Origin of the sequence: Solemya velum gill symbiont, from assembly GCF_002020255.1 — a bacterium.
GTDB lineage: Bacteria > Pseudomonadota > Gammaproteobacteria > Chromatiales > Chromatiaceae.
This window is the reverse complement of sequence record NZ_MPQG01000019.1, coordinates 21,048-46,297: the sequence shown is the minus strand read 5'-3', so window position 1 is coordinate 46,297 and position 25,250 is coordinate 21,048. Positions and strand designations below refer to the sequence as shown.

Annotated in this window: 21 protein-coding genes, 1 pseudogene and 1 riboswitch; of the genes and pseudogenes, 8 read left to right on the top strand and 14 right to left on the bottom strand. The window is 51.8% G+C overall.

Annotation, left to right across the window (positions count from 1 at the left end; genetic code table 11):
• The 11 genes and pseudogenes from BOW06_RS13150 to BOW06_RS11295 all read right to left on the bottom strand — a co-directional run.
• Positions 1-288 (bottom strand): procyclic acidic repetitive family protein (locus BOW06_RS13150; protein ID WP_218669521.1); only part of this gene is annotated, 288 nt, incomplete at its 3' end.
• On the bottom strand, positions 285-689 hold the full coding sequence (locus BOW06_RS11345; protein WP_043117074.1) for an ExbD/TolR family protein: 405 nt from the start codon (positions 687-689) through the stop codon (positions 285-287). The genes BOW06_RS13150 and BOW06_RS11345, both read right to left, overlap by 4 nt.
• Positions 679-1,347: a MotA/TolQ/ExbB proton channel family protein gene (locus BOW06_RS11340; protein ID WP_052132151.1), complete on the bottom strand. Its 669-nt coding sequence runs from the start codon at positions 1,345-1,347 to the stop codon at positions 679-681. The genes BOW06_RS11345 and BOW06_RS11340 overlap by 11 nt, the downstream gene beginning before the upstream one ends.
• Positions 1,348-1,387: 40 nt before the next feature.
• Positions 1,388-2,032, bottom strand: a complete 645-nt coding sequence (locus tag BOW06_RS11335; RefSeq protein WP_078454573.1) for an urease accessory protein UreH domain-containing protein — start codon at positions 2,030-2,032, stop codon at positions 1,388-1,390.
• Positions 2,029-3,069, bottom strand: a complete 1,041-nt coding sequence (locus tag BOW06_RS11330) for a 4Fe-4S binding protein (protein WP_052132150.1) — start codon at positions 3,067-3,069, stop codon at positions 2,029-2,031. Before BOW06_RS11330 ends, BOW06_RS11335 begins: the two co-directional genes overlap by 4 nt.
• A complete protein-coding gene (locus BOW06_RS11325; RefSeq protein WP_078454574.1) occupies positions 3,066-3,530 on the bottom strand; it encodes a hypothetical protein in 465 nt (154 codons plus the stop codon). Before BOW06_RS11325 ends, BOW06_RS11330 begins: the two co-directional genes overlap by 4 nt.
• A gap of 57 nt (positions 3,531-3,587) precedes the next feature.
• Entirely contained in the window at positions 3,588-3,944 is a 357-nt protein-coding gene (locus tag BOW06_RS11320; protein WP_143556192.1) for a hypothetical protein, read from the bottom strand.
• A 191-nt stretch (positions 3,945-4,135) separates the two neighbouring features.
• Positions 4,136-5,944, bottom strand: a pseudogene (locus tag BOW06_RS11310) (TonB-dependent receptor plug domain-containing protein).
• 162 nt (positions 5,945-6,106) lie between these two features.
• On the bottom strand, positions 6,107-6,457 hold the full coding sequence (locus BOW06_RS11305; protein WP_078453988.1) for a hypothetical protein: 351 nt from the start codon (positions 6,455-6,457) through the stop codon (positions 6,107-6,109).
• Between the two features lie 128 nt (positions 6,458-6,585).
• Positions 6,586-7,851, bottom strand: coding sequence for an HlyC/CorC family transporter (locus tag BOW06_RS11300; protein WP_043117068.1), 1,266 nt, complete (start codon positions 7,849-7,851; stop codon positions 6,586-6,588).
• 69 nt (positions 7,852-7,920) lie between these two features.
• Positions 7,921-9,237 carry a TRZ/ATZ family hydrolase gene (locus BOW06_RS11295; protein WP_078462858.1) on the bottom strand — a complete coding sequence of 439 codons (1,317 nt, stop codon included), beginning with the start codon at positions 9,235-9,237 and terminating at the stop codon, positions 7,921-7,923.
• 101 nt (positions 9,238-9,338) lie between these two features.
• Between BOW06_RS11295 and mtnA the strand changes: the two genes are divergently transcribed.
• Positions 9,339-10,394, top strand: a complete 1,056-nt coding sequence (gene mtnA, locus BOW06_RS11290) for an S-methyl-5-thioribose-1-phosphate isomerase (RefSeq protein ID WP_043117065.1) — start codon at positions 9,339-9,341, stop codon at positions 10,392-10,394.
• A 400-nt stretch (positions 10,395-10,794) separates the two neighbouring features.
• On the top strand, positions 10,795-12,756 hold the full coding sequence (locus BOW06_RS11285) for an SLC13 family permease (RefSeq protein ID WP_043117063.1): 1,962 nt from the start codon (positions 10,795-10,797) through the stop codon (positions 12,754-12,756).
• Between the two features lie 237 nt (positions 12,757-12,993).
• Here BOW06_RS11285 and metK read toward each other — a convergent pair whose 3' ends face one another.
• On the bottom strand, positions 12,994-14,163 hold the full coding sequence (metK, locus tag BOW06_RS11280) for a methionine adenosyltransferase (RefSeq protein ID WP_043117062.1): 1,170 nt from the start codon (positions 14,161-14,163) through the stop codon (positions 12,994-12,996).
• Positions 14,164-14,233: 70 nt separating this feature from the next.
• Positions 14,234-14,310, bottom strand: a riboswitch (SAM riboswitch).
• A gap of 249 nt (positions 14,311-14,559) precedes the next feature.
• Here metK and BOW06_RS11275 point away from each other — a divergent pair.
• The 6 genes from BOW06_RS11275 (at position 14,560) to fba (ending at position 22,423) form a co-directional block, all read left to right on the top strand.
• On the top strand, positions 14,560-15,117 hold the full coding sequence (locus BOW06_RS11275) for a thioredoxin family protein (RefSeq protein ID WP_043117061.1): 558 nt from the start codon (positions 14,560-14,562) through the stop codon (positions 15,115-15,117).
• A gap of 311 nt (positions 15,118-15,428) precedes the next feature.
• A complete protein-coding gene (gene tkt, locus BOW06_RS11270) occupies positions 15,429-17,405 on the top strand; it encodes a transketolase (RefSeq protein WP_043117058.1) in 1,977 nt (658 codons plus the stop codon).
• A gap of 68 nt (positions 17,406-17,473) precedes the next feature.
• Positions 17,474-18,478 carry a type I glyceraldehyde-3-phosphate dehydrogenase gene (gap, locus tag BOW06_RS11265; protein WP_043117056.1) on the top strand — a complete coding sequence of 335 codons (1,005 nt, stop codon included), beginning with the start codon at positions 17,474-17,476 and terminating at the stop codon, positions 18,476-18,478.
• Positions 18,479-18,629: 151 nt separating this feature from the next.
• Positions 18,630-19,811, top strand: coding sequence for a phosphoglycerate kinase (locus BOW06_RS11260; protein ID WP_078453026.1), 1,182 nt, complete (start codon positions 18,630-18,632; stop codon positions 19,809-19,811).
• 11 nt (positions 19,812-19,822) lie between these two features.
• A complete protein-coding gene (pyk, locus tag BOW06_RS11255) occupies positions 19,823-21,265 on the top strand; it encodes a pyruvate kinase (RefSeq protein ID WP_078454578.1) in 1,443 nt (480 codons plus the stop codon).
• A gap of 93 nt (positions 21,266-21,358) precedes the next feature.
• On the top strand, positions 21,359-22,423 hold the full coding sequence (gene fba, locus BOW06_RS11250; protein WP_043117051.1) for a class II fructose-bisphosphate aldolase: 1,065 nt from the start codon (positions 21,359-21,361) through the stop codon (positions 22,421-22,423).
• Between the two features lie 160 nt (positions 22,424-22,583).
• Here the strand turns inward: fba and nadA are convergent, their stop codons facing one another.
• Positions 22,584-23,675, bottom strand: coding sequence for a quinolinate synthase NadA (gene nadA / locus BOW06_RS11245; protein WP_043117050.1), 1,092 nt, complete (start codon positions 23,673-23,675; stop codon positions 22,584-22,586).
• A gap of 6 nt (positions 23,676-23,681) precedes the next feature.
• Positions 23,682-25,238: a dynamin family protein gene (locus tag BOW06_RS11240; RefSeq protein WP_078454579.1), complete on the bottom strand. Its 1,557-nt coding sequence runs from the start codon at positions 25,236-25,238 to the stop codon at positions 23,682-23,684.
• Between the last annotated feature and the right edge of the window lie 12 nt (positions 25,239-25,250).

Here is a 25,250-nt window from a genome sequence, read left to right as displayed (position 1 = left end):
TTCAGGTTCAGGTTCAGGTTCAGGTTCAGGTTCAGGTTCAGGTTCAGGTTCAGGCTCTGGCTCTGGCTCTGGCTCTGGCTCTGGCTCTGGCTCTGGCTCTGGCTCTGGCTCTGGCGGAGGGGGAACGGGAGTAGAAAAAGCGATTCTTACATGCGTTAGAACTTGCGTATCTGATACTTCCGTAGTTGTGGATAGCTGTTGCTTGGCAAATCCGACTACAAGCAAAGCATGCAGCAATATGGATAGAGTAATTGCGACAGAGCGCAAGCCAATATCAGCGATTTTCATGGCTTTTCTGTCAGGATGTCCACAGCCTTGGCACCACTCGCTTCAGCTGCATCCAGTACCTTTACAGCTGACCCCAGGCTTGCTTCATTATCACCACGTATGCGAACAATTCTGTTTTCTGTTTCATCCAAAGCTGCCTTAAGGAATTTCTGTAGTTCATGCTCATGAACAGGCTGGTCATTAACGAAAATAACCCCTTCAGGGCTAAGGATCACAGTAACAATCTCTTTATGTTCTGCTGCAGCTGGCGCACTGTTCGCGTCAGGAAGATCAACAACCAGCGCCTGATCCTCGATAAAGTGCGCGGTCAGCATGAAGAAGACCAGCAGTAGAAAAACAATATCGATTAAGGGAGTCAGGTTTAAAACGACATTGCTATGTCTTGGCCGCTCATACGCCATCCGTTATCTCTTCCCAATGTGGTGCTGCGTCGGGTTTCTCCTTGATCGAATCAGCATCGATACTGCGACGTTCAAGTAATAATGCAATAGACTGCTCCATGGATTGAGCACGACGATCAACCATGCCTTCAAGAAAATGCAGAAGAATAAGCAAGGGAATTGCAACACTTAAGCCAACGCCTGTCGTGATCATGGCTTCCCATATACCGCCTGCCAGTGCCTGTCCATCAACACGGCCACCTGCCTCCTCAATAACGATGAATGCCTTGATCAGACCTGTGATTGTTCCTAGCAAGCCAAGTAGTGGCGCAGTATTACTTAATACACCAAGAGTACGCAGTCCAAGAGCCATTCTCTGAAGCTCATCATCCCTGACTCTGCCGCCAACACGTGCAAGATCCTTAACTCCCTTGCGGTCCGCATCAATCATTCCCTGGATGATTCTTGCCTCCGGGCCTTTCAGGTCAGCAACATAATCCTGGGCATCTCGACGAACCAGCAATTGCCCAAGCTGCTCAGTGACACTTTGCGGTAACCGGCGCATACGTATAAACAGAAAATAACGTTCCAGCACGATTGCAACACCAACTACAGAGTAAGCAGCCAGCACCCAAACGATTGGCCCGCCTTTTGATATCATTTCAGCTAATTCATTCATGGTGTGATCCAGTTCATTACGGTGGCTATTCCCATCAGCATCAGAAAATCAACTGCAGGCGCCTTAAGCCAATCAGGATTAGAACAGCGCCACCCATCCATAACAGCCACTGTCCCATCCAGGGCTTATCCTGCTGCAATTTGAGTCCCAGTTTTCCCAGTAGCGGGATAACAATAAACAAGGGGGTCAGCGCGGCTCCCAAACCAAACAAGGTGCCATACACAGCCCCCACCAGGAGGTCGCCGGTTGAAGCGCTTGCCGCCAGCAAAGCCGCCAACGGTGCACAAGGTGTGAAGCTCAATGCAAACCCCATGCTAAATGGCGACAGTCTTTGATTGCGACTCATGCCGCAACGACGGTGAGCTTGACGGGGTAGCACAAGCCATATGCCGGAAATAATGGCGGTTAAGGCAATCAACCAGTGACCCACATCACCTTTAAGCCAGTAAAGCAATGCTTCACCAACCAGACCTGCTGCACCACCCAAAACGGCATAAGCAGCAATCTTTCCTGCTGCAAATACTGCTGTATCCCGGGCTGCAGCGGCGCCACCCTGGCCCTGTCCTAAAGCCCAGGTCCCCAGAAACGGCAGACAGACTGCCGTGCAGGTAGTAAAGCCGACAGATAAACCCAGCAACCAGACGGAAGCCCAGCCAAACTGATCCAGACTTTCAAACCCTGTCATTTGTTACCCCTGGCTTTGCGAGCCTTGGGCTTCACCGGTTTACTGCCGTTTGGCTTTTCCATCTTTACCCGTTTCTTGTAATAGTCACGGGATGATTTAAAAACAGTGAAAGGGCCGGTCTTGATACTGATGACAGAATCTTGAGGACAGTATTCCGCACACCTTCCGCATAGTGTGCAGTCTTCATTGAATGCCTTGGGTCCATGCTCTTTCCATATTTCCGGAATATCCATGGGACAGGCCTTTGTGCAGATGCCGCACTTGTCACAATGATCATTCTGTACTTTCACGAGACGCGTCAATGATAAGCGTCTTAGCACTGCATGCAGGGACAGCATTGGACATATCCGGCAAAAAGGCTGACGAATGGCTAACGCGGCAATGACGATGAAACCGACCAGGAAGGCACGAATGGTACCAAATATAGTATCAGTCAAACTTGTTGTACTTACCGCCAGTTGTTCCGTGCTACCCGTAGCCATAGTGGTGATGATGCGGGAAGGGCACACCTGACAAAAAGCATCACCTGCCTCATGAGGAGCTACTCCAAGTCCAGCCATCAAGGGCAATCCCATCACCAGGCCGACTAACATTAGCCATTTGATGGGTCTGACTTTACCTGTCTGATGAGGTTTTAGGTTATGCAGCGGCCTTCCCAGAAAACGCCCAAGCCTGAAAATCAGTTCCTGCACTGTTCCCAAGGGACATATCCAGCCACAAAAGGCCTTGTTCAGAATCACAAAAAGAATCAGGAAATTTATAAAGGTAAAAAACAGCGGCAACAGCATGCTAAAAGCAAACCCCTGCATGCGAACAATCGCTTCGCCCACACGGTGATTAAATTGATGCTGCGTAGGTATCAGGACGCAGTAATCTGAAGCCACGGAGTCGTAGGCGCATGATAATGCCGGTAGTGCATTTGAAACCATGTCCGACAGATAATGGCCCATAACCGTAGCACCGTACAGCAGTGTGACCAGCATAATCAGCTGCACTGTCAGCCTGAACCTGCCTAGCGTCATCGAGACTGATTTCATGTCTTACCCCCTTTTTTTGGTTTACGTAACAAGGGGGCAGCGACGATCATTCCAAAAAGAGCGAAGCCTATGCCAAGTGCCAGGTCCTTCTTGTAGAAAGCCCCGGTCGTGTAGTGGTAGTTGAAATGAGTGATGTGTTTCCTGTCATCAGCATACTGCTCAACGGTCAATACGAAACTGGCTTTCTTGCGACGTGCTTGACTATGGTTGTGGCCTTCTGCGTTTTGATTGGCCGATTGGTCTTCTTCAGGAAAATCGAAAGGGAAAGGGATTGAAACCAAGCCATCCTGGTCAGTCTTGAAGACTTCGCGTGTTCTATTTTTCGTTTCAAAAAGCACCGGTGTGTTTTCGAGCGGCTTGCCGTTCAGTCTGACAAGGAAATCCCAATTTTCACCCGCTCGAAAATGCTGATGTTCACGCGGCAAATGCACGGGGCTGATATCCAATGCACTCTTTTGCAAACTTAACATGCCTCGCGGCGCTGGGCCTGGATTGGGGAAATAGATAGCTGTGGCTACTTACTGAACCAGGTCTTCTTTTTCTGAAAGAGCGCCAATCCAGTGATAGCCTCCCTGCTTTCCCCCTCTGCTCTCGATCTTGGCTGCGTTGTCTTTTACTGCAACAGTCCAGCTTTCCTCTGCATCGCCATGATGCACAGTGGCTTCATCTGCCTGCAGGTTTTTAAAGATAATGCGCTTAAATCCGCGGGTCCTTTTTTTATCCGGGATGAGTAGCGGTGCAGCAGTCCAGTAGTTGTCGGACTGATGATCAACCATTCCCGAGTGATGGCTGTGGTCACCGGTACTTGAGTGTGCCCCGAAAGACATCAGTAAACCGGTCAGCAGAGCAGAAATCATTCTAAACTGTTGCCTCATGCCTATTCGCATTACTTACCCCACCAATAATTATTAAGAGAATGTTTTACAAAAAAATCGTTGAAGTCTTCCAAGACTTACATTGTGACCATTTCAGGGAGGGGGAGACAGCGCCGGCATAGCCAATCAAGCCGTGCTGCCTCCCCTGTCATTTGCAGGCTTCAATAAGCCGGCAAACACAAGCGCCGCGGTCAGAACTTGATCGTCGAACCGATATAGAAGTAGCGCTCGCCCGGATCGTTTGGTGTGCCATGTAATTGCATATTATCCGGCATCTGCTTATTCATGATGTTATCGACACCACCGAAAAGTTCTATGTCCTCATCGAAGGCATAGCTGACTTTGGCATCAACGACCGTGTAGTCGCTGTTTTCGTTTGGTGCGTTGCGTGGTAACGAAGGAGCCGCGTAATAGTCTTGATATGTTTTGGCATTGAGGAAGTAGCTCATGGCATTACGGACATAGGCAATATGCAGTTTGCCAGTTATTCGGGCACTCTCCGTCAGACGTTCACCCGTAGTTTCATCTTCGGTATCGAGATACTCAATCGACCCTTTAACAGTCAGCCCGTCTGCAGGATATAGCGTCAAGGTGAGTTCTGTACCAGAGATTTTGGCTTTATCAATGTTCTGGTATTATATGCATCTAGTCGCTGGTGGAAGACATGGATCGGTCAAGTTAGGAGCTGAGTTAATAAGATTATCCACTTTCGAATAGTGATAAACGAGATCCAGACGGTATCCATCTCCCTTGTGGCCAACAGCCACCTCGTAGGTTTTTGACTCTTCAGGCTGCAGGTCCGGGTTACCTTCTATAATAGTAGAACCACCTCCGCGGACAAAGTAACCGTACATATTGGTAAAGTGTGGTGCCTTGAATGCTTCACCGTATCCGATCCGGAATTCGGTATCACCAAAATCATATTTGGCAGATAGCCTTGGGGTTATCGCAGAACCGAAGTCGCTGAAGTCGTCATACCTTACGCCCACAACGGTGCTCAAGTTATCGGTGATATCCCATTCGTTCTGGTACAGCAGGTTGTAGTTGGTACGATCAGCTTCCTGCGTATACATCGAGACTTCAATGTCTTCGTGTTTGGCGCCAATGCCGAAAATGTTGGTGACATTGTCGGTTGTAAAATGGCGAAAATAGCTGTTGAGCTCCATCTGGGAGTATTTTGTGGTCTCACTTCCAGATCCACGATCTACATCAGCATCGCTTTTACCGTAACCAAAGTTGGTGTCAAGCAGGTAGTTGTCGCCAACATGGTAATAGATACCACTGAATTGGTAGCGTTTCTCCTTTTCATATTCAGCAACGGGATTTGAAAAGCGGTCCGCTCCGGTGCTGGTGTCATCCTGGTCCCAGAATTCGAAACGGGTCTGTAAAGTATCATCACCAAGTTTGATGTTGTTGCCGTAGCTGAAGAACTTCTTTGACTCTTTGGGTAGATCTGTTGCAATGGTCGACTGATCCAGTCGGTATTCATCCCGTTCTTTTACTTCAACGGAAAAGGTGTGTGAGACGGTTTCCCCACCCAGTGTCGCACTAGCGCGTACGATCCCGGTTTCACGGTCCTTATTTTCCGCCATCCCGCCGATAATCGTGATGCTGGCGCGGTCTTCGCCCACCGCCTTTTTGGTGATGATATTGACGACACCTGCAAGGGCATCCGCACCATAAAGGGCAGACATGGGTCCGCGCACGATCTCTATTCGTTCAACATCTTCGAGCATGATGCCGCTGAGGTCGGAACTGCCATATTTCCCCGTTCTTCGAAGACCATCAACCAGGATGAGCGTATGGCCGTCGTCAAATCCGCGCATGTAGACTTGCGATGAACTGCCTGTGTCTTTGAGTGTGAGCCCTGTCGCTTCGTTCAAGACCTGGGGGACACTGCGTCCGGACAGGCTCTGAATCATTTTTTGATCAATGATTTCAACGGAGGCCTGAACATCTTCGATCTTTTCCTCCTGGCCCAGAGAAGTAGTCGTTACCATGATGGTATCTTCGTACCCTTGGTCGGCGGCAGTATCGATATCCGCTGTTTCACTGATCGCTGTCTGCGCCATAGCGCTCAGTACCGCGCAGGCGGTACAGGTCATTAAAAACTTCATTGTTTACCCCTAGAATTCAGTTGTTTGTAGATTTTTTAGAAAAAATCAGGCAACTGGCGGGGCACGTGTTTGATAGGCAGAGTAGTGGAGTGAGTGGTGTTCGTGAGTCGATGTTTGATCGACAGAACCAATAGAATAGAACAGGGCGGCTGCCACCATAGGTGGTTTTGGCTGGTATGCAGAACCGGAGATTTGCATCAGTTCAACTGCGGGGCAGTAGTCGCTCTCTGCCTCGCTTATTTGCATGCCATCTTCAACGTATATCTCTTCAAGTCCGTAGAGAGTACAGACCACGACCATGCGTCCGTCGCTATCATTCATGAAAGCGGGGCTGGCGAGGAAAGTGATGACAGGTTGAAGCATAATCATGCCAATCAACAGCCACGCGGTGGCCATTTGCTTTGATTGTGATTGGCGTGAAATGAGATTCATTTTCTATAAATTTGTTGAGCGCAGCTCTGCAAAATGGATATCAATATTGCGAGTAATTCTAGCAGTGTTTCCTGATGAGTAGTTGACTAATGTCAATTCCGATAGAGATCAGGCTGAATGCGTAACACCTTCACCATGTTGTCCTCGGTCTGCAAAATCTCGATCGGGTAACCGGCCAGCAGCAGGCTGGTATTTGGTTCCGGTATGCTCTCGAGATGCTCGATGATGAGCCCGTTGATGGTCTTGGGGCCATCGGTAGGCAGGTTCCAATGCATTGTACGCACCAGGTCGCGCAGGTTTGCTGAGCCGTTGACAAGGTAGCTACCGTCATTCTGTCTTGATACATCGCTGATCGAGGTTGTCGGGTCAGTGGTGAATTCACCGATGATCTCCTCGATCAGGTTGGCGAAAGTAACCAGTCCCTGTACGTCACCATACTCATCAACTACCAGGCCGTTTTTGCGCCTGTCGCGTTGGAAGTTATTCATCAGGCGGTTGAGGGATGTCCCCTCGGGCACATAGTAGGGTTGCTTGATATGGGCACGCAGGTTTTCTTTTGTGAGTTCATCGCGCATCATCATCTGCATGCAGCGGCGTGTATGAATAAAGCCGACGATATTGTCGATGCTGCCGTCGAAAACAAGGATGCGGGTGAAGTGGGTACCGCGTAAAAACTCGGTGATCTCGTCAATGTTGTCGCTGAGATCGATACCGCTTATCTCGTTGCGCGGGATCATGATGTCCTCGGCAGTGATCTTGTCTAGATCAAGTACGCCGATCAGCATGTTGCGGTTTTCCTGCGGAAGCATGGCACCGGCCTCGTTAACAACTGTACGCAGCTCTTCGGAATTAAGCGCGTTGTTGGCAGCGTCCTTGTTCGTAATACCAAGCAGCCTGAGATGCAGGTAGGTTATGCGGTTGATCAACCAAACGATTGGCCAGGCGAGTTTCAGCAGAACCGTGTAGACGTGTGCTGCAGGAAAAGCGATCAGTTCCGGATGCAGGGCTGCAAAGGTCTTGGGTATCACCTCGGCATAGATCAGTACGATCAGTGTCAGCAGACCGGTTGAAATTGCGATTGCCGGTTCGCCACCAATCCTCAGTGCCACCAGCGTCGCCAGGGCAGAAGCCATGATGTTAACGAAGTTATTGCCCAGCAGGATCAATCCGATCAGGCGTTCAGGAGTCTCCAGCAGTGTCTGTGCACGTTGCGCACCAAGATGCCCGGACTCGGCCAGGTGCTTGAGCCGATAACGGTTCAGCATCATCAGGGCGGTTTCCGAGCCGGAAAAAAAGGCGGAGAAGAAAATCAGGCTGAAAAGGATGGTCAGCAGGCCACCCGTGGGTATATCACTCAATCGAGTTACTCAGTGCAATATTGGAACAATATCTCATCGCTTTTGAAGGGATGTGTCAAGTCTCGTCTGTTACTTGCCGCTACTGATCCGTGCATGCCAGTCAGTGGCTTTCTTCGCCACCTGGGCTTTGTCGATGGTGGTGAACTCCTGCCCGGAGAGCAGCTGTTTGCCAGCGACCCAGACATCCGTGACCTGGTCTCGGCCTGCCGAATAGACGATCTGCGAGATGGGGTCGTAGCATGGTTGTGTGGCGGGTGCGCTCAAATCAATAGCAATCACATCCGCCTGTTTGCCGACTTCTATTGAGCCGGTGAAATCATCCATGCCCAACGCACGTGCACCATTAAGTGTGGCTGCACGCAAGGCTTCCAGTGCCGGAAGCGCCTGTGCATCACCGGATACGCCTTTTGCGAGCAACGCCGCTGTACGCATCTCTCCCAGCATGTCGAGATCGTTATTGCTTGCCGCGCCGTCGGTTCCTATGGCGACGTTGACGCCTGCCTTGCTTAGCTTGTCTACCGGGCAGAGACCGCTGGCAAGTTTGAGGTTTGATTCAGGGCAATGGACGACATGTGTGCCTGTACGGCTAACCAGTTCTATCTCTTCATCGGTGAGCTGGGTCATGTGAATGGCGATCATCTGCGGCGACAACAGTCCGAGATTATCCATGCGTTGCAGGGGTAGTTCGCTGCACTGCTCAAGGCTGCCAATGATCTCGTCATGTGTCTCGTGAAGGTGCATATGCACAGGCACATCAAGCTCAGATGAGAGTGTTGCGATGCGTTCTAGAGGAGCATCGGATACCGTGTAGGGTGCGTGTGGCGCAAAGGCGAGGCGAAGATTTGCTTCATTCTTGAACTCATCGAAGAGCTGCAGACCCTTTTCCAGGTAGTGGTCCGGTCCGTCGCCCCACACGGTCGGGAAGTCGAGCACGATCAGGCCGATCATGGCACGAATACCTGTCTGTTTGACGACACGTGCACTCTGCTCGGGGAAGAAGTACATATCATTAAAACAGGTGGTGCCACCGCGAATCATTTCGGTAACGGCCAGCAGGGTGCCGTCGTGACAAAAGTCCTCGTTGACGAATTTCTGCTCTGCAGGCCAGATGTGCTGGTTTAACCAGATCATCAGCGGCAGGTCATCTGCGTAGCCGCGCAGGAGGTTCATCGGTGTATGTGTATGCGCGTTGACAAAGCCGGGCAGCAGGGCGTGTGAGTCGAGATGCTGTACCTTGTTTGCCTTGTATGACTGGATCGCCTGTTGAGAAGGCAACAGGTCGACTATCACTCCCTTGTCGATAGCTATGGCGTGCTGTTCCAGCACCCTGTCATCGTTGACGGGGATGACCCACCTGGCATTAATCAGGGTGTCGATATTTTTCATCACAGCTTGCTCCGGGAAAACGGCATAATAAGGGGCCTCTACACAGAGGCCCCCTATAATTTGCCATGAGACACAAAAATTTGCCATGAGGATCGTTACAAATGGAAGTCATCAACCTCTCTGAAGCCGCTCACCCGGATCACGCGATCAAGTGGGTCGATAGTGAAATGCTGCTGCTCGACCAGCGTGTTATGCCGCATGTTGAGCGTTTCGTCCGTTGTACGGATGCACAACAGACTGCCGAGGCGATTACCGCGATGGTTGTTCGGGGGGCGCCTGCCATCGGTATCACGGCGGCTTATGGCGTTGTGCTGTCAGTTATGCACAGGCTTGCTGAGGGCAAATCGAACTGGCGCGATGCGGTCATAACCGATCTCGAAACGCTGGCAGCCTCGCGCCCGACCGCGGTGAATCTCTTCTGGGCGATCGATCGCATGCGCAAACTGATCGATGAAGATAGTGAAACCCTGGTTGACCGACTCTTGATAGAGGCACGCCAGATTCACCAGGAAGACCTGATTGCCAACCGTCTCATGGGTGAGCTTGGCAGCGCATGTATCACTGAACCGACATCGGTGATCACTCACTGCAATGCAGGTGGGCTTGCGACCGGTGGTCATGGTACGGCGGTCGGTGTCATACGCACCGCATTTCAGCGCGGCAAGATCGAACATGTGTATGCCGATGAGACACGTCCCTGGCTACAGGGTTCACGGCTCACTGCATGGGAACTGGTTCACAGCGGTATTCCGGTTTCGGTTATTGCCGATAGTGCTGCCAGCGCACGTATGCGTGAAGGGGGTATTGGCTGGGTGATAGTCGGATCGGATCGAATTGCCGCTAACGGCGATGTCGCCAACAAGATCGGCACCTACCAGTTGGCGGTTGCAGCACGACATCATGGAGTTAAATTCATGGTAGTTGCACCAACCTCGACGCTTGACCTCAATGTCTCCTGTGGCGAGGAGATACCGATCGAGACGCGTGAGCAGTCAGAGATTCTGCAGTGTGGCGGTGCCAACATCGGTGCCAAGGGCGCAAAGGCGTGGAATCCCGTGTTTGATGTCACACCTGCCGAACTGGTCGATGTCATCGTTACCGAACGCGGCGTGATACGAAATCCGGCAGAGAAGGGGATTCGGGCAATTCTACGGTAATCTCTTGCCGGGCGATTGTATGTGCCAATTTCATCGCGCCGAGGGCGACGCTCCTACAGGGTGAGGTACGATTGTAGGAGCCCCGCCCTGACCGCCAGGGATGGTGGCCGTTCCTGCGCATCCTGCGCCCACGGCATTTGTACATCCTTGTACGGCAGAAATGCCGGGAACCGTATGGAACGGTTCCGGCCGGGGCGATCGTCACCCCTTGATACCAGCTCAAAACCACCATCACAACCAAAATCATAAGCCCGACTTATTCGCGTATTAACACGCAAGGGTGTGATTTCAGTAGAAAATCTCGAATTTCTGCCTGCTTTATCAGGGTTTTTATGTATAATTACTAAGTTATGTACTAATGATCGACCCCAAACAACAACAGTGATTTCGGAGTAGTCCCTTGGCACAAGAAAAATCAGCCTTCCCCCTGAAGAAAGTCATCGCAGCCGTCATATTTGCACTTTTCTCTCTTTTTCTTGCAACCGTTGTTCCGTCACGCGAAATCGCCTGGGTTACAGCGATGCTGTTGCTGACGATTTACCTGTTCGCATTTGAAGTTGTTGATGTCGACGTGGCCGCTGTGTCGATTATGGTGTTGCTCGGACTCACCACACTGTTCGCTCCTTTAATGGGGATTCAACAGGGACTGGTTGATACGAACCTGCTGTTTAACGGATTTGCCTCAAACGCTGTTATGTCGATCATCGCTGTTATGATCATCGGTGCCGGACTCGACAAGACGGGCATCATGACGCGTGTAGCCGGTTTCATCCTCAAGATCGGTGGAACCACTGAGACCCGAATCATTCCGATTATTTCAAGTACGGTCGGCTTCATCTCCTCATTCATGCAGAACGTTGGTGCCGCGGCACTCTTTCTGCCGGTTGTCAGTCGAATCTCGGCACGCTCAGGATTGCCGATGTCACGCCTGCTGATGCCAATGGGCTTCTGTGCCATCCTCGGTGGTACCGTGACCATGGTCGGATCAAGTCCGCTGATTCTGCTTAACGACCTTATCCTCGCATCAAATGCGGCACTGCCTGCGGACCAGCAGATGGATACCTGGGGTCTCTTCTCTGTTACCCCTATCGGTCTTGCGCTGGTTGCTACAGGTATTATCTATTTTGTTATTGCCGGACGTTTCGTTCTGCCCAAGACCAAGAGCGAGAGTAGTACGGTCGGATCCAACACCACCAAGTATTTCCAGGATGTCTACGGCATCGACTACCATCTCTACGAGGTGTATGTACCGGCAGAGAGTTCACTGGTCGGCAAGTTACTCGACGAGATTGAAACTGTAAATCATGTACGTGTTATCGGTACCCGGCGCCCTGATGGTGACCTTCGAATCGGCCCTGGTGCGCTGATGCGTGATCTTGGCATCGATGCGCAGATGTCTCTCGGCATGCTTACCTCGCCGGAAGATATCAAGCACTTTGTGAAAGAGTACGGCGTTGAACTGCGTCCAAGTCTGCAGACTTTTTCCGAGTCACTCGCATCTACCAAGGCGGGTATCGGTGAAGTTGTTATTCCGCCGGGTTCAAACCTGGTTGGCAAGAGTGCACGTGATGTCTGGATGCGTAAAACTTATGGTATCGCCATGGTTGCATTGCATCGCAACGGTGAAACCATGCGTGAAGGCGAGGGCATCCGTGATATGCCACTGCAGGCTGGTGATACCCTGATCGTCCACACCACATGGGAAGCATTGGCCCGACTCGAGACCGACAGGAACTTCGTTGTTGTAACAACCGAGTATCCACGCGAGGAGTCGCGTCCACAGAAGCTGTGGCATGCCGGCTTTTTCTTCGGTATCGCGCTTTTCATGGTTCTCTTTACCGACATCCGTCTTTCTGTTGCCCTGCTCACAGGTGCGATTGGCATGGTGCTTTCAGGTGTACTGAAAATTGAAGAGGCATATGAAGCGGTTTCATGGAAAACTGTGTTCCTGTTGGCAAGTTTGATTCCACTGGGTCTCGCGGTAGAAACCTCGGGTACGGCACGCTGGATTGCTGAACAGACAGTTTCCGTCGTCGGCGGCATGCCAGGCTGGGTGATCCAGGCGTCTATCGCTGCACTGGCAACCTTCTTTACCCTGGTTATGTCAAACGTTGGTGCAACGGTCCTGCTGGTGCCACTGGCGGTCAATATCGCCCTGCAGGTTGGTGCAAATCCTGCGGTGTATGCCCTGACAGTTGCTATCGCAACATCGAATTCATTCCTGATTCCTACTCACCAGGTAAATGCGTTGATCATGGGACCTGCGGGTTACCGTGTACCTGATTTCATGCGCGCCGGCGGTATCATGACGATACTCTTTCTGATCGTGATGATGGTGATGATGAACCTGGTGTTCCCTTAGTCACTAGTTGCTAATTGCTAGTTGAAACCCCGGGCATGTCCCGGGGTTTTTTGTATCAGATGGAGCTGTTTCATTGCCTGCTTTCTTGTCAGCACAAGAAAGCAGGGTGCGCTCGCGCCACCGCGCGAATCAAAGCCCCGGCTGTCGCGCAGCGACACAAAGTCAGTTGCCCGTGAAAGCAACACAAAAAGAAAACCCCGGAACATGCCCGGGGTTTCGACTAAACAGAGAAGGCTATCAACTCCCGACAGCAGCCCTGAGAGTCTCTGCCTTGTCAGTCTCTTCCCAACTGAATCCTTCATTCTCACGTCCGAAGTGGCCGTAGGCAGCCGTCTTGCGGTACTTGATCTTGTCCGTGTTGAGCAGGTCAAGCATCTTCAGAATGCCGTATGGACGCAGGTCAAAGTGCTCACGCACCAGTTCTGTGATGCGTTCATCACTGACTTGTCCTGTACCAAACGTATCGATGGTGATGGAAGTCGGTTCCGCAACACCGATAGCGTAGGAGACCTGGATTTCACAGCGGTCGGCGAGACCGGCAGCAACGATATTCTTGGCAACATAGCGTCCGGCATAGGCAGCTGAACGGTCAACTTTCGATGGATCCTTGCCTGAGAATGCACCACCACCATGACGGGCTGCACCACCGTAAGTATCGACGATGATTTTGCGGCCAGTCAGTCCGGCATCACCCATGGGACCGCCGATAACGAATTTGCCTGTCGGATTGATGTGGAACTTGGTGCCCGAGTGCAGTAGTCCTGTTGGTTCGAGAACCGGCTTGATGATGACATCAAGAACTGCGTCCTGAAGTGCTTCGAGTGATAGTGTGTCCGCGTGCTGGGTTGAGAGTACAACAGCATCGATAGCGACAGGGATATTGTCGACATAGCGCAGCGTGACCTGTGATTTCGCATCCGGGCGTAACCAGTCAAGCTCACCGCTGTTACGAACTTCCGACTGGCGTTCGACGAGGCGATGTGAATATTCGATCGCGGCTGGCATCAGCACCTCGGTTTCATGGGTGGCATAGCCAAACATGAGTCCCTGGTCACCGGCACCCTGATCTTCGGGGCGTGAGCGGTCGACACCCTGGTTAATATCGGGAGACTGAACACCGAGAGCAGTCATGACGGCGCAGGATTCGTAATCAAAACCCTTGTCGGAACTGTCGTAGCCGATTTCGCGGATGGTATTGCGAATGATCGCCTCGTAGTCTGGCTTGGCAGTTGTGGTGATTTCACCAGCAATCAGTGCCATACCGGTCTTGACGAGAGTTTCGCAGGCAACACGTGCGTGCGGATCTTCGGCAATAATGGCATCCAGTACAGCATCAGAAACCTGGTCGCACATTTTGTCGGGATGACCCTCGGATACAGACTCAGATGTAAATAGATGTTCGCTCATTGGTTCGCTTACTCATATTCAAATGTTCGTAAAAACAAAAAAGGCCCCGCGAATGAACTCGCGGGGCCTCGGAAAACTTTTCGTTCTCTCTTTAGCCGGTTTTATAAGGCGCCCGCAATCTGAGTTCAAATCAGCGCCGTGTAATCAAGGGCCAATTATCCGCTGTCGCCTGTAATTGTCAATAGGGGGCGGGAATACTCTGCAGAAGCAGCCGTCATCCCTGCGGGGCTATTTGGGGTCAGAGTAAAAACTCGGGTGCCTGATCTGTATCTGTCAGAGTAAAATCCTCGAGAGTTTTTACTCTGACCCCAAATAGAACAACTTGAAACTTGTCACTGGCAACGCATCCCCTGTACTATTCGTCGCAATAAAAAATGATGTAACAGGAGTAGAACAATGGTTTCAACAGAAACGCCCGTATGTAATTTCGGAGAGGCGGCAGTCGATTTTTCCCTGCCTGGTGTCGATGGCAAAACCTGGACACTGGAGTCATGCAAGGGAGAGAAGGGCCTCCTTGTGATGTTTATCTGCAACCACTGTCCTTATGTAAAGGCTGTGCGTGAGCGAATCGTACGTGATGCGCACGAACTCAAGGCGATGGGCATCAACTTTGTTGCCATCAGTTCCAATGACGCAGCAAACTACCCGGAAGACTCTTTCGAGAACATGCAGAAAATTGCCGAAGAGTGGCAGCTGCCTTTTCCTTATCTATATGATGAGAGCCAGGAAGTGGCCAAGGCCTACGGCGCTGTCTGCACCCCTGACTTCTTCGGTTACAACGCTGATCTTGAACTCCAGTACCGTGGTCGACTCGATGAAAGCCGAAAAGAGACGGCAGAGGGAGACGTCCGCCGTGACCTGTTTGAGGCAATGAAAGAGGTTGCTGAAACCGGACAGGGCCCAAAAGAGCAGATTCCAAGCATCGGTTGCTCAATCAAGTGGATTGAATCCTGATCCATTCAGCTTGACCCGGAATCGCTAACTCCTTGATGCGCAAGGATGCTGCGCTGCAACATTATGATCTCCAAAGAAAATTCTATGGGATACAGCCCATATTAGGCTTCTATTATGTTGCTCGCAAAGGCGTCTTCAGGGAGAATAGTTGGTTGCATCGGTCGATTTATCAAGGTAGCGACACGCACAAAATTTTTACGTTCTGCTATCGACTCTCAGCCTTATATCGCCAGATACGAAATGACGTAGGTTGAAGTTCGGTTAGCAAACACAGTTTTTTAGAATATTCTGATTTCAGATAGGAGACAAACATGGCTTCACGCAGAGATTTGGCAAACGCGGTTCGTGCACTGAGCATGGATGCGGTACAGAAAGCCAATTCCGGACACCCGGGCGCCCCAATGGGCATGGCCGACATCGCCGAGGTATTGTGGAACGACAATATGAACCACAACCCGGCTAATCCGAACTGGAGTAACCGCGACCGCTTCATTCTGTCGAATGGCCACGGCTCTATGCTGATCTACTCGCTGCTGCACCTCACCGGCTACGAGCTGAGCATCGATGACCTCAAGAACTTCCGTCAGCTGCATTCAAAGACTCCTGGTCACCCGGAGTACGGTTATGCGCCTGGTGTTGAGACAACGACCGGTCCACTTGGCCAGGGTATTACCAATGGCGTGGGTATGGCGATTGCCGAGAAGGCACTTGCGGCACAGTTCAACCAGAAAGGTCATGACATTGTTGACCACAACACCTATGTCTTCCTTGGTGACGGCTGTCTCATGGAAGGTATCTCTCACGAAGCATGTTCACTCGCCGGTACCCTGGGTCTTGGCAAGCTGATCGCATTCTGGGATGACAACGGTATCTCTATTGATGGTCACGTTGACGGCTGGTTCACCGATGATACTCCTGCGCGTTTCGAAGCTTACGGCTGGCACGTAATTGCCGACGTTGACGGACACGATCCTGAAGCAATTGCCAAGGCAGTTGAAACAGCCAAGGCGATGACTGACAAGCCGACCATGATCTGCTGCAAGACCACCATCGGTTTCGGTTCACCAAACAAGGCCGGTTCACACGCCTGTCACGGTGCACCTCTCGGTGACGAAGAAATTAACCTGACCAAGGCTGCACTGGGTTGGGATCACGCTGCATTCGAAGTGCCTGCAGATATTTATCACGGCTGGGATGCGAAAGAGAAGGGCGCCAAGGCAGAAGCAGAATGGAACGAGAAGTTCGCTGCATACAAGGCCGAGTTCCCTGAGATGGCTGCAGAATATGAGCGCCGCATGGCTGGTGACCTGCCTGCCGAGTGGGCTGAGAAATCTGCTGCTTACATTGCACAGGTCAATGCAGACGCAAAGAGCCCTGCAACTCGCCAGGCATCACTTGCCTGTATCGAAGCCTATTCACCGCTTGCTCCTGAGCTGTTCGGTGGTTCAGCTGACCTCGGTTGCTCAAACCTGACTGAATGGTCCGGCTACAAGCCAATGGACAACAGCGAAGTACCTAACTATGTCCGTTACGGCGTACGTGAGTTCGGTATGTCTGCAATCATGAACGGTATCTCACTGCACGGCGGCCTGGTACCTTTCGGCGCAACCTTCCTGATGTTCTCGGAGTATGCCCGTAACGCACTGCGTATGGCTGCACTGATGAAGATCCAGAGCATCTTCGTCTTCACCCACGACTCAATCGGTCTTGGTGAAGATGGACCAACTCACCAGCCTGTCGAGCAGATTCCAACCCTGCGTATGATTCCCAACATGGCTGTATGGCGTCCTTGTGATGCTGTTGAATCTGCAGTCTGCTGGGCACAGGCAGTCGAGCGCAAGGATGGTCCTTCAACCCTGATCTTCTCGCGCCAGGGTCTGCCGCACCAGGAGCGTACAGACGCACAGATTGCCGACATCGCAAAGGGTGGTTACATCCTGCGTGATTGTGACGGCACTCCGGATGCAATCATTCTCGCAACCGGTTCAGAAGTGGCACTTGCTACAGGCGCTGCTGACGAGTTGTCGGGCAAGAAAATTCGCGTTGTCTCCATGCCATCTGTTGATGCATTCGAGGCGCAGGATGACAGTTACCGTTCATCTGTACTTCCAAAAGGCGTTCCTACAGTTGCTGTTGAAGCTGCAGTGCCTGATGCCTGGTACAAGTATGCTGACGCAGTTGTCGGTATCAACCGTTTCGGTGAGTCAGCGCCTGCAGGCGAGCTCTTCAAAGAGTTCGGATTCACTGTCGAGAATGTTGTCAGCACTGTTAACGGTGTGATGGCTTAAGAGTTTTATAAGGGCCGGCTATTACCGGCCCGACGTACAATTTCAGTTCGAAAAATTAGGAGAAAATTATGACAATTAAAGTCGGTATTAACGGTTTTGGCCGTATCGGACGCATGGCATTCCGTGCAATCGCAAAAGATTTCCCTGAAATCGAAGTTGTTGGTATCAACGACCTGCTGGACAATGATTACCTCGCATACATGCTGAAGTATGACTCGGTCCACGGTAACTTCGACGGCGAGATCTCAGTTAGCGGCGACACCATGACAGTCAACGGCAAGGACATCCGCCTGACTGCAGAGCGTGATCCGGCTGACCTCAAGTGGGGCGATGTTGATGCAGACATCATTCTTGAGTGTACTGGTTTCTTCCTGACCGAAGAAGGTTGTCAGAAGCACATCGATGCTGGCGCCAAGAAAGTTGTTATGTCAGCGCCTTCAAAGGATGGCACTCCAATGTTCGTCTATGGTGTTAACCACGGCGAGTATGCTGGCCAGGCAATCATCTCTGCTGCTTCATGTACCACCAACTGTCTCGCACCTGTTGCCAAGGTTCTGAACGACAAGTGGGGCATCAAGCGCGGTCTGATGACGACTGTTCACGCTGCAACTGCTACCCAGAAGACTGTTGACGGTCCTTCAATGAAAGACTGGCGCGGTGGTCGTGGTATCCTCGAGAACATCATCCCTTCATCTACCGGTGCTGCAAAGGCAGTTGGTGTTGTTCTGCCAGAGCTGAACGGCAAGCTGACTGGTATGGCGTTCCGCGTACCAACTTCAGACGTTTCTGTTGTTGACCTGACTGTTGAACTCAACGGCGAAGCAGATTACGCAGACATCTGTGCTGCAATGAAAGAAGCTTCAGAGAACGGCGACATGAGCAAGACTCTGGGTTACACCGACGAGAAAGTTGTTTCAACTGACTTCCGTGGTAATGGCTTCTCTTCAATCTTCGATGCAGAAGCAGGTATCGCACTGGATGGCACTTTCGTGAAAGTTGTCTCCTGGTACGACAACGAGTATGGCTACACTTGTAACATGCTGCGTTTCATGGAGCACGTTGCTGCCAATTAAGCTGTAAGACTTATGGTCGTCACCCCGGGCTTGCCCGGGGTTCAGCCCCGTACACGGGGTGGCGGCCATGAGTACCAGAGCTATTTGTTAAGAATTGATTTTTTAATAAATCGCTTTAATTATTTTTCTCATATGACGTATGGAGCCTTTTATGTCCTTCATTAAACTGACCGACCTCGATCTCGCCGGCAAGCGCGTACTCATTCGTGCTGACCTGAACGTACCTGTAAAAGATGGCAAGGTAACTTCCGATGCGCGTATCTCCGCATCCATGCCGACTATCGAGCACTGCATGAAAGCAGGCGCTAAAGTCCAGGTAATGTCCCACCGTGGCCGTCCTGAAGAGGGTAAGGTTGATGATGAGAACTCGATGCAGCCGATTGCCGACGACATGTCAGCAAAGCTGGGATCAGAGGTTCGCCTGGTCAAGGATTACCTCGACAACGCTCCTGAAATTGCCGATGGCGAAGTTGTTCTTTTCGAGAACGTTCGTTTCAATGCTGGTGAAAAGAAAGACAACGAAGACCTGGCGAAACAATACGCAGCACTTTGTGATGTTTTCGTTATGGACGCATTCGGTACTGCGCATCGCGCCCAGGCGTCTACACACGGTGCCGGTAAATTTGCTCCGACTGCATGTGCCGGACTGCTGCTGGCAAGTGAGCTCGACAACCTCGCAAAAGCACTTGCAGAACCTGCGCGCCCGATGGTTGCCATCGTAGGTGGTTCAAAGGTTTCTACCAAGCTGACCGTTCTCGAGGCACTTTCCGAGAAAGTTGACCAGTTGGTTGTCGGTGGTGGTATTGCGAATACCTTCCTCAAGGCGATGGGTAACAACGTTGGTAAATCACTGTGCGAAGATGATCTCGTCGGTACAGCACAAGAGCTGGTCGAGAAGATGAAAGCACGTGGTGCCAACATTCCAATCGCGACCGACGTGGTCTGCGGCAAGGAGTTCAGCGAAACAGCCGAGGCAACTCTCAAGGCGGCAGGCGATGTTGAAGATGACGACATGATTTTCGATATCGGTCCTGACAGTGCCAAAGAACTTGCAGAGATCATCAGCAAGGCCGGTACTATCGTCTGGAACGGTCCTGTCGGCGTATTTGAATTCGACCAGTTCGGAGAAGGAACCAAGACTGTCTCAATGGCAATTGCCGATGCAGACGGATTCAGCCTCGCTGGCGGCGGTGACACTATCGCGGCAATTCAGAAATACGATATTTACGACAAGGTCTCATACATCTCAACTGCTGGTGGTGCTTTTCTCGAGTATCTCGAAGGCAAGACATTGCCTGCAGTTGCCATGCTTGAAGAACGCGCCAAGGGATAAGCAACTCTACTATGCCAAAACGTACAAAAATTGTCGCAACACTCGGTCCGGCTACCGATGATCCCAAAGTCATCGATGACCTGATCACCGCAGGTGTCGACGTGGTTCGTATCAACCTCTCGCACGGCAGCCATGAAGAGCATGCCGAACGAGCGGAGCAGTTGCGCAATCGTGCACGTGCCAGTGGCCGCCAGGTTGGCGTTCTGGTCGATCTGCAAGGACCTAAGATTCGTACTGGTCAGTTCAAGGATGGCGAGGTCAATCTTGAAATTGGCGCATCCTTTACTATCGACATCGATTACCCGATCGACGAAGGTAATATCGATATTGTCGGTTGTACCTACAAGCAGTTGCCGAGCGATCTTTCACGCGGCGATACTCTGCTCATCAATGACGGCAAGATTGTCCTTTGGGTAGAAGACGTCAACGGCAGCAAGATCTCATGTAAAGTTCAGGTCGGCGGCCCGCTGTCTGACAACAAGGGTATCAACAAGCAGGGTGGTGGACTTTCTGCTCCGGCACTAACTGACAAGGACAAGCACGATATTGAGTTTGCTGCAAAAATCGATGCTGACTACCTTGCAGTCTCCTTTGTGCAATCGGCCGATGATATCGAGATGGCTCGTGCACTGCTGCAGGAACAGGGTGGTTCAGCTGCGATAGTCGCCAAGATCGAACGCGCCGAGGCGCTTGATGTTATCGAATCGATTATCGATGCAACTGACATCATCATGGTGGCTCGCGGAGACCTTGGTGTTGAGATCGGTGATGCTGAACTGCCAGCCGCGCAGAAAATGCTGATCCGTAAAACGCGTGAGCGTAACAAGGTTGTTATTACAGCAACCCAGATGATGGAATCGATGATTGAAAATCCGATTCCGACACGCGCCGAGGTATTCGACGTTGCCAACGCTGTTCTCGATGGCACAGATGCTGTCATGCTCTCCGGTGAGAGTGCGGTTGGCAAGTATCCTGCGAAGGCTGTCGAGGCGATGGGGCGTGTCTGCTATGAAGCTGAGAAACAATCTATAGCGAGAAAGTCTGATCACAGGCTGCACACCCATTTCGGACGTGTTGACGAAGCGATCGCGATGGCTGCCATGTATACAGGCAACCATCTCAACGTAGCTGCCATTGCCGCTCTGACCGAGTCGGGTTCAACAGCACTGTGGATGTCACGTATCAGTTCGGGTATTCCGATCTTTGCGATGTCAGAGATTGTAGCGACACGCCGACGGGTGACTCTCTATCGTGGTGTTTACCCGATCAGCTTTCACCCGTTCGAATCTGATTCACAGCGCATCAATCAGGAAGTTGTTGATGAGCTCCTGCGTCGCGGTGCAGTACGCGACGGTGACCTTGTGATTATCACCAAGGGTGATTTCCAGGGTCTCGAAGGTGGTACAAACGTAATGAAAATCGTCCGTGTCGGCGAGCATGTATTGCCAGACTGATTTACAGATTACTGCTGAGTAAAAATGCGGGCATGTGCCCGGTATGTATAAATTTTGTTAAAGAAATTTCAATAGAAACAGAAGGAGACAATCATGGCTCTGATTTCAATGCGCCAATTGCTTGATTACGCTGCCGAGAACGATTTCGGTATGCCGGCTTTCAACGTCAACAACATGGAGCAGGTGCATGCCATCATGCAGGCTGCTGACGAAGTTGATGCACCAGTTATTATGCAGGGTTCTGCCGGTGCGCGTTCATACGCGGGCGAGCCCTTCCTGCGTCGCCTGATCCAGGCGGCTGTTGAGATGTACCCGCACATTCCTGTTGTTATGCACCAGGATCACGGTTCTGAGCCAGCGGTATGTCTGCGCTCTATCCAGTCAGGTTTCACCTCTGTCATGATGGACGGCTCACTTATGGCTGACATGAAGACACCTTCTTCATTCGAGTACAACGTCGACGTAACCCGTACCGTAGTTGAAATGGCACACGCCGGTGGCGTTACCGTTGAAGGCGAGCTGGGTTGTCTCGGTTCACTCGAAACCGGTGAGATGGGTGAAGAAGACGGCCACGGCGCTGAAGGCAAGCTCGACATGGATCAGCTGCTGACCGGTGTTGAAGAGGCTGCCGATTTCGTCAAGGCGACTAACGTTGACGCACTTGCGATTGCTATCGGTACTTCACACGGTGCCTACAAGTTCACCAAGGAGCCAACTGGCGATGTCCTGCGTATCGACCGCATCAAGGAGATCCACGAGCGCATCCCCAACACTCACCTCGTTATGCACGGTTCATCATCTGTACCGCAGGACTGGCTTGAGATCATCAACAGCCACGGTGGCGAAATGGGCCAGACCTATGGCGTACCTGTTGAAGAAATCGTTGAAGGCATCAAGCACGGTGTTCGCAAGGTCAACATCGATACAGACTTGCGTATGGCATCAACCGGTGCTGTCCGTCGTCACCTGATGGAAAATCCTTCAAACTTCGATCCTCGCAAGTTCCTCAAGGTTTCTACCGAGGCGATGAAGGATATCTGTAAGGCACGTTACGAAGCATTCGGCTGTGCCGGTCATGGTTCGAAGATCACTGCCAAGTCTCTTGAAGTGATGTTTGCAGAGTATGCTTCAGGTTCACTGGACCAGAAGATCAGCTGATCATTTTTAATCAGCTTGATGAAAAAGGCCGCACAATGTGCGGCCTTTTTTTGTTTAAGTTGTCTTGCCAGTCTTGAGCCGGCATCCATGGGTAGCGATTATCTTGATTGACCCCGGGTCAAGCCCGGGGTGACGAATATGGGGTTGGTTCTGCCAGGATTCAGGCATTCCCCTGGTACTTGCCGCTGATCCCATGGCTGTCGGCAAAATCAAGCATGCGCCTGATCGGCAACATGGCGCGTTCGCGAATTGATTCATCGATGTTGATTTCGTGTTGTGGCCCCGGATTCAGCAGCATCTCCTCGAGATTCTGCAGCGAGTTCATTGCCATCCACGGACAGTGGGCACAGGATTCACAAGTTGCACCTTCGCCAGCCGTTGGTGCAGAGATCAGCTCCTTGCCTGGTGCCACCTGATGCATCTTCCAGAAAATACCGTCGTCTGTTGCAATGATAAACTTCTCTTCCTTCCTGGTGGCAACAGCCTCAATCAGTTTTGTGGTTGATCCCACCACGTCAGCCTGATCGAGAATATGTTCGGGTGATTCGGGATGTGCCAGTACAGCGGCGTCAGGGTGCAAACGACGGATGCGCTCCAGTGCAACTGACTTGAACTCCTCGTGTACGACACAGGAGCCCTGCCATAACAGCATGTCGACACCGGTGACCTTTTCTATATAGCGTCCCAGGTGCTGGTCAGGCGCCCACAGGACTTTCTCTCCCTGTTCCTTGAGGTGCTTGACTATCGGTAGTGCGATGCCGGATGTCACCATCCAGTCGGCACGTGCCTTGACGGCTGCAGAGGTGTTTGCGTAGACAACCACGGTATGGTCCGGATGGGCATCGCAAAATGCAGTAAAGGCATCGGCAGGGCAGCCTTCGTCAAGTGAACAGGTTGCGCCCAGATCAGGCATCAGAACGCGTTTTTCTGGATTGAGGATCTTGGCGGTTTCGCCCATAAAACGCACCCCTGAAACCACGAGGGTTTGCTCTTTGGCGGTAGTGCCGAAGCGTGCCATTTCGAGTGAATCGGCAACACAGCCGCCCATCTCCTCGGCGAGTTCCTGAATATCACCATCGGTGTAATAGTGAGCAACCAGTGTTGCATCCTGTTCCCGCATCAGTTTCTTGATGCGTTCTTTAAGGGCCTTTTTCTCTTCCGCCGTAATGTCAGGCTTGACCGGGTGTGCAGGCACCTTGATCGTTCCGCGTATCGCCTCGGCTGAAAGGTGGAATTCATTCATATCGCTCATCTAAAACTACTTGTCCTTTTCTCTATTTTCGGTTTCCAGAATCTCATCAAGATTAAACTCCATGGACTCGTCTTTCTCCTGAACTTCCAGTTTCTCGCTAACTGGCTCAGGTTGGGTATTTGTTTCAGTCACGGTGTCTGCTGCCTGTCCCGCTCCCGATGGATTAGTAAAGCGGTCATTGAGCATCTGCACAATGCGATCGTTCTCTTCGCGGACGCGCTTCAGGCGTTTGCGAGTGAATGATCCCCAGCCAGCCGGACGCCTGCTGATAATGATGCGCATCATACGCGTACTTTTTCTGAATGCACCTACAAGATCAAGTTTGCCGTCGAGTGCTTCAGACGCCTTGCGAGCAGCGCCGAGCAGGGTCTTGGCTGCGAGTTCGCGCATGCCGAAATGGATGATGGCTAACAGTACGACCGCAATGCTAGCGGAAAGTATCCAGTTGCCTGCAATTGCAGGGGCAATATCCAGCGGATTGAAACCGATACCGAGACTGACGCCAATATAGAGCAGCAACAGGAAGGCGACGGTGACGGCATCGAGTACCAGTGTGCGCTTGTACCACCTGCGCATTAATTCAACCAGGCTTGGCATTGCCTTTTGTTCGATCTCCCTGGCGGTATGGTCAAGTGATGCGACGATACGGTAGGCGCGCTCGATGTCAACCTGGTCCATACGGCTGTGAATCTCCAAGAGATCCTTGTCGCGCTTGCTTTCAAAGCGCTGGCGTAGCTGTGCATCCTCGATTGGTACCGCGGCATCCGGACTGTAGATTGTATAGAAACGTCCTGCGGTAAGGCCGCGTTCACCGAGTGCGCGCTGCCATGCTGCGATGACCTCTTCGGGATTGTCCTCACGTGCCGCCGTGTCGATCTGGTTGAGAATGTAGAGGAACTTGCCTGCATCCGGCCGATTGATGGTGTTGCTGACAAGATGGTCAAGCGTATCGCGCATGGCGCCGGGTTCCGGATGGCGTGCATCGAACAGAACCAGCACCAGGTCGGAGAGGGTGATGATGTGATCGGTGATGCGCAGCGTCGAGGTGCGTTGTGCATCCGCATCGAATCCGGGGGAGTCGATAATGGTCTTGCCGCGCAGGGTCTCGCAGGTGGTGGTTTTCATCTGCAGGTAGGAGTCGATGCGTTTTCCCTCACCGGTTGCGACGCTCTCGATATCCTCGCTGATGCGGTAGAGAGGGAAGCGTGGATCCGAATCCAGGGCCACGCCGGGCAGTGCGTGGGGAGCCGCTTCATGTGAGTAGCACAACACGGTGAACTTGTCGTCGACCGCCTGGTTGCCGCTGCGCTGGATCTGCTCACCGATGTAGTGATTGATGAAGGTCGATTTTCCTGCAGAAAAGGTCCCCAGTACCGAAATCAGCGGCCACCAGGTGATTCTGGTCGCAAATGAGTCATCCTCGGCCAGTAAACCGGTCTTGTGTCCAACTTTATCGAGCTGTCGAAATGATTTGACGGCGTCGATAAGTGCCGGATTTTCCACGGAAAGATGCTTCTCTAGCTGGTCGAGGCGCTGCTTGATGGATGTTTTTTCGAAAGACATGCTTAAATTCCG

Excerpts from the sequence above, each read along its gene's own strand:
- BOW06_RS11260 (WP_078453026.1), top strand. The coding sequence starts at position 18,630 with ATGTCCTTCATTAAACTGACCGACCTCGATCTCGCCGGCAAGCGCGTA.
- BOW06_RS11330 (WP_052132150.1), bottom strand. The coding sequence starts at position 3,069 with ATGAAATCAGTCTCGATGACGCTAGGCAGGTTCAGGCTGACAGTGCAG.
- BOW06_RS11320 (WP_143556192.1), bottom strand. The coding sequence starts at position 3,944 with ATGAGGCAACAGTTTAGAATGATTTCTGCTCTGCTGACCGGTTTACTG.
- BOW06_RS11240 (WP_078454579.1), bottom strand. The coding sequence starts at position 25,238 with ATGTCTTTCGAAAAAACATCCATCAAGCAGCGCCTCGACCAGCTAGAG.
- mtnA (WP_043117065.1), top strand. The coding sequence starts at position 9,339 with ATGGAAGTCATCAACCTCTCTGAAGCCGCTCACCCGGATCACGCGATC.
- BOW06_RS11295 (WP_078462858.1), bottom strand. The coding sequence starts at position 9,237 with ATGAAAAATATCGACACCCTGATTAATGCCAGGTGGGTCATCCCCGTC.
- BOW06_RS11275 (WP_043117061.1), top strand. The coding sequence starts at position 14,560 with ATGGTTTCAACAGAAACGCCCGTATGTAATTTCGGAGAGGCGGCAGTC.
- tkt (WP_043117058.1), top strand. The coding sequence starts at position 15,429 with ATGGCTTCACGCAGAGATTTGGCAAACGCGGTTCGTGCACTGAGCATG.
- pyk (WP_078454578.1), top strand. The coding sequence starts at position 19,823 with ATGCCAAAACGTACAAAAATTGTCGCAACACTCGGTCCGGCTACCGAT.
- gap (WP_043117056.1), top strand. The coding sequence starts at position 17,474 with ATGACAATTAAAGTCGGTATTAACGGTTTTGGCCGTATCGGACGCATG.
- BOW06_RS11305 (WP_078453988.1), bottom strand. The coding sequence starts at position 6,457 with ATGGCCACCGCGTGGCTGTTGATTGGCATGATTATGCTTCAACCTGTC.
- BOW06_RS11345 (WP_043117074.1), bottom strand. The coding sequence starts at position 689 with ATGGCGTATGAGCGGCCAAGACATAGCAATGTCGTTTTAAACCTGACT.
- BOW06_RS11335 (WP_078454573.1), bottom strand. The coding sequence starts at position 2,032 with ATGACAGGGTTTGAAAGTCTGGATCAGTTTGGCTGGGCTTCCGTCTGG.
- BOW06_RS11340 (WP_052132151.1), bottom strand. The coding sequence starts at position 1,347 with ATGAATGAATTAGCTGAAATGATATCAAAAGGCGGGCCAATCGTTTGG.
- metK (WP_043117062.1), bottom strand. The coding sequence starts at position 14,163 with ATGAGCGAACATCTATTTACATCTGAGTCTGTATCCGAGGGTCATCCC.
- fba (WP_043117051.1), top strand. The coding sequence starts at position 21,359 with ATGGCTCTGATTTCAATGCGCCAATTGCTTGATTACGCTGCCGAGAAC.
- nadA (WP_043117050.1), bottom strand. The coding sequence starts at position 23,675 with ATGAGCGATATGAATGAATTCCACCTTTCAGCCGAGGCGATACGCGGA.